This window comes from Sphingobium sp. (assembly GCF_041987595.1).
GTDB lineage: Bacteria > Pseudomonadota > Alphaproteobacteria > Sphingomonadales > Sphingomonadaceae > Sphingobium.
In genome coordinates this window covers 1-6,828 of record NZ_JBHIWJ010000156.1, presented here as the reverse complement: position 1 = coordinate 6,828, position 6,828 = coordinate 1, and the positions used below count along the sequence as shown (strand labels likewise).

Genomic DNA, 6,828 nt, shown 5'->3' with positions numbered 1-6,828 from the left:
CTGCCACCACGTCGGCCAGACGTTGCATCGGGGCCCTGGAACGCTGGGCCTGGGCGACCATCTGCACGACATATTTGTAAATCTGCATGCGGTCGGCGGTCTGAACCAGCGTGCCGAAGGTCAGGCCGAGTTCGTGCTGGGCAGCGGCCACTTCATGGTGGTGCTTGTCGCAGGGCAGGCCCATTTCGAGCATGGTCGAAACCATCTCGGCGCGGATGTCGGTGCAGGGATCGACCGGCGCGACGGGGAAGTAGCCGCCCTTGGCGCGCGGACGGTGACCCAGGTTGCCGCCTTCATATTCCTTGCCGGTGTTGGTCGGCAGTTCGATGTCGTCGATCTTGAAGTAGCTCTGCGAGTAGTCATTCTCGAAGCGCACGTCGTCGAACATGAAGAATTCGGCTTCCGGGCCGACATAGACGGTGTCACCGAAACCGGCCGACTTGACGAAGGCTTCGGCGCGCTTCGCCGTCGAGCGCGGATCGCGGCTGTAGAGTTCGCCGGTGTCGGGCTCGACGATGTCGCAGAAGATGATCAGCATCGGGGTGGCGCTGAACGGATCGACATAGACGGCGTCGAGGTCCGGCTTCAGGATCATGTCCGATTCGTTGATGGCCTTCCAGCCCTCGATCGACGAACCGTCGAACATCAGGCCCTGGGTCAGCTCATCTTCGCCCAGCACCGAAGACACCATGGTCAGGTGCTGCCACTTGCCCTTGGGATCGGTGAAACGGACATCGACCCACTCGATCTCCTTTTCTTCGATCATCTTCAGGATGTCTTTAGGCGTGTTAGCCATGTGAACCGTGCCCTTCTTTCATAAATACCCCCCCGAAGGGGTAGGTTGATGTGGTCAGCCGCCAGACCTCTTGGAAATCATCCCCTGCAAGCCGGCGAGAAGTTCGCGAAAAATCAGATGGCGTCGCTGTCGCGCTCACCGGTGCGGATGCGCACCGCGCCTTCGATGTTGGAAATGAAGATCTTGCCGTCACCGATGCGGCCGGTTTGCGCAGCGGCGGAGATCGCCTCCACCACCCGGTCGGCGAGCGAGTCGTCGACGACGACTTCCAGCTTCACCTTGGGAAGGAAATCGACAACATATTCGGCGCCGCGATAAAGTTCGGTATGGCCCTTCTGACGGCCGAAACCCTTGGCTTCGGTCACCGTGATGCCGGACACGCCGACCTCATGCAGCGCCTCCTTCACCTCGTCGAGCTTGAACGGCTTGATGATCGCTTCGATCTTTTTCATCACTTCATTCCCAATTCAAACGCGCGCAGGATGCGGAGTTTAGGCCGTCATCCATCTACTGTTCGAGTGACGATCATCATGCCCCCCAAAGACACGCGCCGTCCCTCTTAACAATCAATTACCGTGCCAAATAGCGAATCGCTAGGATCTGCTTTCTGCGATGCAGCAACTTTTGTCCATATTGCCCGGATTCCGGGCAAGATGATAATAGAGTGCCCAAAAAATGGGCAGCTTGCTGCGATCAAGTCTGGTAGGGCGGTGCGTCAAGGCCCGCCGGGCTTTTGGTGAAAATCTCGCAGCCGGTTTCGGTGATGCCGATGCTGTGTTCGAACTGCGCCGACAGCGTGCGGTCGCGCGTTACTGCGGTCCAGCCGTCCTCCAGCATCTTCACGCCGGGCTTGCCGATGTTGATCATCGGCTCGATCGTGAAGAACATGCCGGGCTTCAGTTCCGGGCCAGTGCCGGGGCGGCCCACATGGACGACCTCGGGACTGTCATGAAAAACGCGGCCCAGACCATGGCCGCAGAAATCGCGTACGACGCCATAACGGTGCTTTTCGGCGTGCCGCTGAATCGCATGGCCGATGTCGCCCAGATGGTTGCCGGGCTTTGCCTGCTCGATGCCCAGCATCAGACATTCATAGGTGACGTCGACCAGCCGCCGTGCCTTGATGGGGGCTTCGCCGCAAATATACATCCGACTGGTGTCGCCGTGCCAGCCATCCACCAACGGCGTCACGTCGATGTTCAGGATATCGCCGTCCCTGAGTTTCTGGTCGCCCGGAATACCGTGGCAGATCACATTGTTGAGCGAGATGCAGCAGCTATGCGTATAGCCGCGATACCCCAGAGTCGCAGGCACGCCGCCGCCGTCCAGCGTCATGCGGCGGACGATGTCGTCCAACTCCCCGGTCGTGACGCCGGGCACCACATGGGGCACCAGTGCATCGAGGATTTCCGCCGCCAGCCGCCCGGCCTTGCGCATGCCTTCGAAACCGGCCGCATCATAGAGCTTGATCGCGGTCGAGCGGGAAATCGGCGCATCCGCCGTCATCGTCATATATTCGGTCATGCAGGCGATTATAGGCAGGGATGCAGGATAATGCGAGGGGGCGGCTAGGCAGGCCGCGCGGCTTTGGTTATGGCCTGCCCATGGCCGATCCCAACCGCATCTGGACCGCAGCGCTGATCGTCATCGGCGACGAGATTCTGTCAGGCCGCACACAGGACAAGAATGTGTCGCAGATTGCGACATGGCTCAATGTGCAGGGCATAAGGCTGCGCGAAGTCCGGGTCGTCGCGGATGATACGGATGCAATCATCGAAGCGGTGAACACGTTGCGCACGCGCAATGACTATCTGTTTACGACCGGTGGCATTGGGCCGACTCATGACGATATAACAGTCGATGCCATTGCGGCTGCGCTGGGCGTGGAAGTGGAAATCCATGCCGGGGCGCGGGCCATGCTGTCAGGCTATTATGAAACGCGCGGCGGGCTGACCGAAGCGCGGTTACGGATGGCGCGGGTCCCCGCAGGGGCCAGCCTGATCGAAAACCATATGTCGGGGGCGCCCGGCATCAGGCACGGCAATATCTTCATCATGGCGGGCGTGCCGCATATCACTGCCGGGATGCTGGACAGTCTGACGGGGAAGCTTGAAGGCGGGCTGCCGGTGCTTTCCGCGACGCTCGGCTGTTGGGTCGCTGAAAGCGAGATTGCCGATCTGCTGGGCGCGACCGAGCGGGCGCATGAAGGGTGCCAGATCGGCAGCTATCCCTTTTTCCGGGAAGGGCGGACGGGAGCGAATTTCGTGATCCGTTCGACAGATGGGGCGGCGCTGGATCGATGTGTGGCGGATCTGGGGGCCGCGCTGGAACGGGGCGGCTGGCCGGTTATCGCTGGCGGGATTTGAGCGCTCCGATGGTTTGAGCTGGTTGTGCGATGACCGGCTTGCAACCGCGAAAGCCGGAAAAGGGGACACGACCGACGCGTGCGCTTTCAGCCAGCGTCAGTGACATGCCGGGTGCAATCGTGAGACCTATCGCCAGCGCGACAGTGGGAGCGTGCCCTTGGAACGGTTTACGTTCCCACGGCTCCATCTTGACTTCAGGCTGCGATCGCCAACTGGTGAGAGTACGATGTTTAACGCATCCGCTCCCGTCCCCGCAATCTGTTGTTTCGGTTAATTCACCAGATTGCGGGCCAGGGCGGGTCAACGCAATGATTGAGCGCCATCGAATATCTTTAACATCATTTCTTGGTCGCCGTGGCGAGATAGGCGATCAGATTGGCGCGATCGGCAGGATTGGGCAGGCCCGCGAAGACCATCTTGGTGCCCGGCATGTTGGCTATGGGTTTGGCGAGATAGGCGTCGAGCGATTTGGTATCCCAGCGAATCTTGGCATTCTTCATCGCCGGGGAGTAGGCGAAACCCGGCACCGTGCCTGAAGTTCGCCCCACGACTCCGGCCAGCGACGGTCCGAGCCGGTTCACTCCCGGATCGACCGTATGACAGGCCATACAGCGAGCGAAGACCGCCTTACCCCTGGCAGCATCTCCCGTCTGGGCAAGAGCGGGACTTGCAATCAGCAGGGCGGTGGCGAATGCAACAGGCTTTGAAATCATCTGGAATCCTCTTCCCTTTTTCGCTGACTGGAATTCTATACCAGTGTGCATAAATAGATTAATAGCAGGCTGATTCTGAACCGCGATTGAAACAACTGCCGGTCGGCATGCAAGAAAGACTTTGATGGAGAGCGCTATATTGCGGTCTATGTCGTCGTCCACCGGGAGCGTCCGGCAGGCGCTCCGCCAATTCTGATCTTCCCGACGAGGGGTGAGGGGGGGGCGGGCTGATGCCCCCGCCTTTTGGCTGGACGACAATCCACAAGGATGTACCGGGATTCTCGCAGATGGCGCCCTGAAACGCCCATAACTCCCTGTTCCGCGCCCATATGTGGCGTTCGAGCGGCAGGCTGCGTTGCATCATTGCTGCGCGGGACGGTATGCTGCGCTGCGTCAATAGCCGGCTGGTTCCGGCCTGTTGGGCGTCAGGCGCGTTTCACCTGATGTCCGGCCTGTGGTGAAGGTGAGGTCTCTTCATTCGGGAATTCCCGGAATGGATTTCTGCGCCTTTTCACGATGGGTTGGCCTTCGGTCGAAAAGCCTTTTGTAGAAGGAGAAAAGTTGATGCGGATCGTTATGACCGGATCGGGCTATGTCGGCCTGGTCTCCGGCGCGTGTCTCGCGGATTTCGGCCATGATGTCATCTGCGTGGACAAGGACGCGCGCAAAATCGAGCTGCTTCAGGGCGGTGGCGTTCCGATTTACGAGCCGGGCCTTGCCGACCTGATCGCGCGCAATGTGAAAGCGGGGCGTCTGACCTTCACCACCGATCTCGCCGGATCGGTTAGTCAGGCCGATGTCGTGTTCATTGCCGTGGGCACACCGGCCCGGCGTGGCGATGGTCATGCGGATCTCAGCTATGTCTATGATGCGTCGCGCGAAATTGCGGCCAACCTGAACGGCTTCACGGTGATCGTGACCAAGTCTACGGTTCCGGTCGGCACGGGCGATGAAGTAGATCGGATCATTCGCGAAACCAATCCGGACGCGCAATTTGCGGTGGCGTCCAATCCCGAATTTCTGCGGGAAGGCGCGGCGATCCAGGACTTCAAACGCCCCGACCGTATCGTCGTCGGTATCGAGGACGAGCGCGCCCGGCCGGTGATGGAAGAGGTTTATCGCCCCCTCTATCTCAATCAGGCGCCGATCCAGTTCACTGGTCGCCGGACCAGCGAGCTGATCAAATATGCCGCCAACGCGTTCCTCGCGATGAAGATCACCTACATCAACGAGATGGCTGACCTTTGCGAAAATGTCGGCGCGGACGTTCAGCAGGTGGCGCGCGGCATTGGTCTTGATAACCGGATCGGTTCAAAATTCCTTCATGCCGGGCCGGGCTATGGCGGCTCCTGCTTTCCCAAGGATACACTGGCGCTAGTCAAGACGGCAGAGGATGCGGGCGCCCCGATCCGCCTTATCGAAACGACCGTGGCGATCAATGAAACACGCAAGCGGGCAATGGCGCGGAAGGTGGTGGCGGTCTGCAACGGCTCTGTTCGGGGCAAAACGATCGCCGTGCTGGGCCTGACCTTCAAGCCCAATACCGACGACATGCGCGATGCGCCGTCGATCTCCATCATTCAGGCCTTGCAGGACGGCGGCGCGCACATTCGCGCCTATGACCCGGAGGGTATGGATGCGGCCAAGTCGATGATGAACGACGTCGAATTCTGCGCCAACCCCTATGCCGCGGCGGAAGGCGCTGCGGCGGTGGTCATCGTCACCGAATGGGATGCCTTGCGGGCACTGGACCTGCCGCGCCTGAGGGCGGTGATGAACGGCGACGGACTGGTCGACCTGCGCAACATCTATCGCGCTGAAGACGCTGAAACGGCTGGTTTTGCCTATGTCAGCGTCGGTCGGGGCGCCACGCCGGAGATTGCGGAACTGATTCAGGCGGCTGAATGACACATGAACGGCTCGTCGCAAAAGCCGTTGCTTTGCGATGAGCCGTTCTTGACCGGAAGCTTTTGTTAACCTCCTTATCGGACCCTAAACGACGTTTATATAAGTCGGGGGTTGCAAAATGTCTTCCAGATCAACTGGCTCCATTTTTGGGGCCGGAATAGCGATATTGTGCGTCGCAGCCGCAGGAGCTGCGACGGTTCTATCCGGAACTTCCATAACGACCACTGCGTCATCTGGTTCCACGACTTCTTCAATTGTCGGGAAAATGGCGACGACGTCTTCATCAACGTCGTCGACAACAACGGCAGTTACCAGCGGCACAGTAGCGAACTTCGCCAATTTCGATTTCGCCAATGGAACGAGGTTGCCGGAAAAGGCGACGCTGTCGCTGGGCAACGCCACCTTTCAGCCCGGCACCGGCGTCGCCTATGTGCCGGTGTCGCTGGACCATGCCACGCCCAACACCGTGATAGCCCGGATCACCACCGTCAATGGATCGGGCACGCTGCGGGCTCTGTCGGGCTATAATTACCAGACTGTCGACACGGTTGTGACATTCCGGCCCGGCGATCCGCTGGTTCAGACCGTGGCGGTCCCGATTCTGTCGGCGACGAACGGGCAGCAATTCTCCATCAAGCTGCGCGAGGCACCATGGGGCGCTCTGCAAGGGCAGTCGACGGCGACGATTACAGCCAGCAGCACGATCCTTGCGACGGCCAAGGCAACCGGAACTTTCCGTCAGCCGCGCACCTTCGCGCCGACCGGCAGCCTTCAGTTCGAGCTGCTCAAGAACACACACAAGCGTTCGCCTGACGGCGGCTGGGACCGTTGGGCAACCTCGCTCGCCCACGGACGGACGCAGCCGGGCAATGGAGAAACCGGGCTTTATCTGGATTCCACGGTATTTCCGGGGGTCGAGGGGCCGGTTTACTGGGGCACCAAGGGTCTGGTGCTGCACAGCCAGAAGCTGGCAACGCCGATCAACTATCAGGGACAGACCTGGTATTATGGATCGACGGTTCTGGACGGCCGCAATTTCCTGGCC

7 protein-coding genes and 1 pseudogene are annotated in these 6,828 nt (G+C 60.1%); 3 read left to right on the top strand and 5 right to left on the bottom strand.

Annotated features, from left to right (window positions below; all coding sequences use genetic code 11):
- The 3 genes from ACFC3J_RS21690 to map all read right to left on the bottom strand — a co-directional run.
- The coding region (locus ACFC3J_RS21690) for a glutamine synthetase beta-grasp domain-containing protein (protein WP_375198041.1) at positions 1-796 on the bottom strand (796 nt) is incomplete at its 3' end.
- A gap of 113 nt (positions 797-909) precedes the next feature.
- A complete protein-coding gene (locus tag ACFC3J_RS21685; RefSeq protein ID WP_066697646.1) occupies positions 910-1,248 on the bottom strand; it encodes a P-II family nitrogen regulator in 339 nt (112 codons plus the stop codon).
- A 241-nt stretch (positions 1,249-1,489) separates the two neighbouring features.
- Positions 1,490-2,320, bottom strand: coding sequence for a type I methionyl aminopeptidase (map, locus tag ACFC3J_RS21680; protein WP_375198040.1), 831 nt, complete (start codon positions 2,318-2,320; stop codon positions 1,490-1,492).
- Positions 2,321-2,400: 80 nt separating this feature from the next.
- Here map and ACFC3J_RS21675 point away from each other — a divergent pair, with 80 nt between their 5' ends.
- The gene (locus tag ACFC3J_RS21675; RefSeq protein WP_375198039.1) at positions 2,401-3,162 is read left to right on the top strand and encodes a competence/damage-inducible protein A; all 762 of its coding nucleotides are present in this window, start codon (positions 2,401-2,403) and stop codon (positions 3,160-3,162) included.
- A gap of 338 nt (positions 3,163-3,500) precedes the next feature.
- Here the strand turns inward: ACFC3J_RS21675 and ACFC3J_RS21670 are convergent, their stop codons facing one another.
- The gene (locus ACFC3J_RS21670) at positions 3,501-3,875 is read right to left on the bottom strand and encodes a c-type cytochrome (protein WP_375198042.1); all 375 of its coding nucleotides are present in this window, start codon (positions 3,873-3,875) and stop codon (positions 3,501-3,503) included.
- A gap of 564 nt (positions 3,876-4,439) precedes the next feature.
- Between ACFC3J_RS21670 and ACFC3J_RS21665 the strand changes: the two genes are divergently transcribed.
- Positions 4,440-5,783, top strand: coding sequence for a UDP-glucose dehydrogenase family protein (locus ACFC3J_RS21665; protein WP_375198038.1), 1,344 nt, complete (start codon positions 4,440-4,442; stop codon positions 5,781-5,783).
- A gap of 84 nt (positions 5,784-5,867) precedes the next feature.
- On the opposite strand, the gene ACFC3J_RS21660 is transcribed toward ACFC3J_RS21665, so the two are convergent.
- A complete protein-coding gene (locus ACFC3J_RS21660; RefSeq protein WP_375198037.1) occupies positions 5,868-6,122 on the bottom strand; it encodes a hypothetical protein in 255 nt (84 codons plus the stop codon).
- A 25-nt stretch (positions 6,123-6,147) separates the two neighbouring features.
- On the opposite strand from ACFC3J_RS21660, the pseudogene ACFC3J_RS21655 reads away from it, so the two are divergent.
- Positions 6,148-6,828: pseudogene (locus tag ACFC3J_RS21655) on the top strand (glycoside hydrolase family 16 protein); the annotation flags it as partial.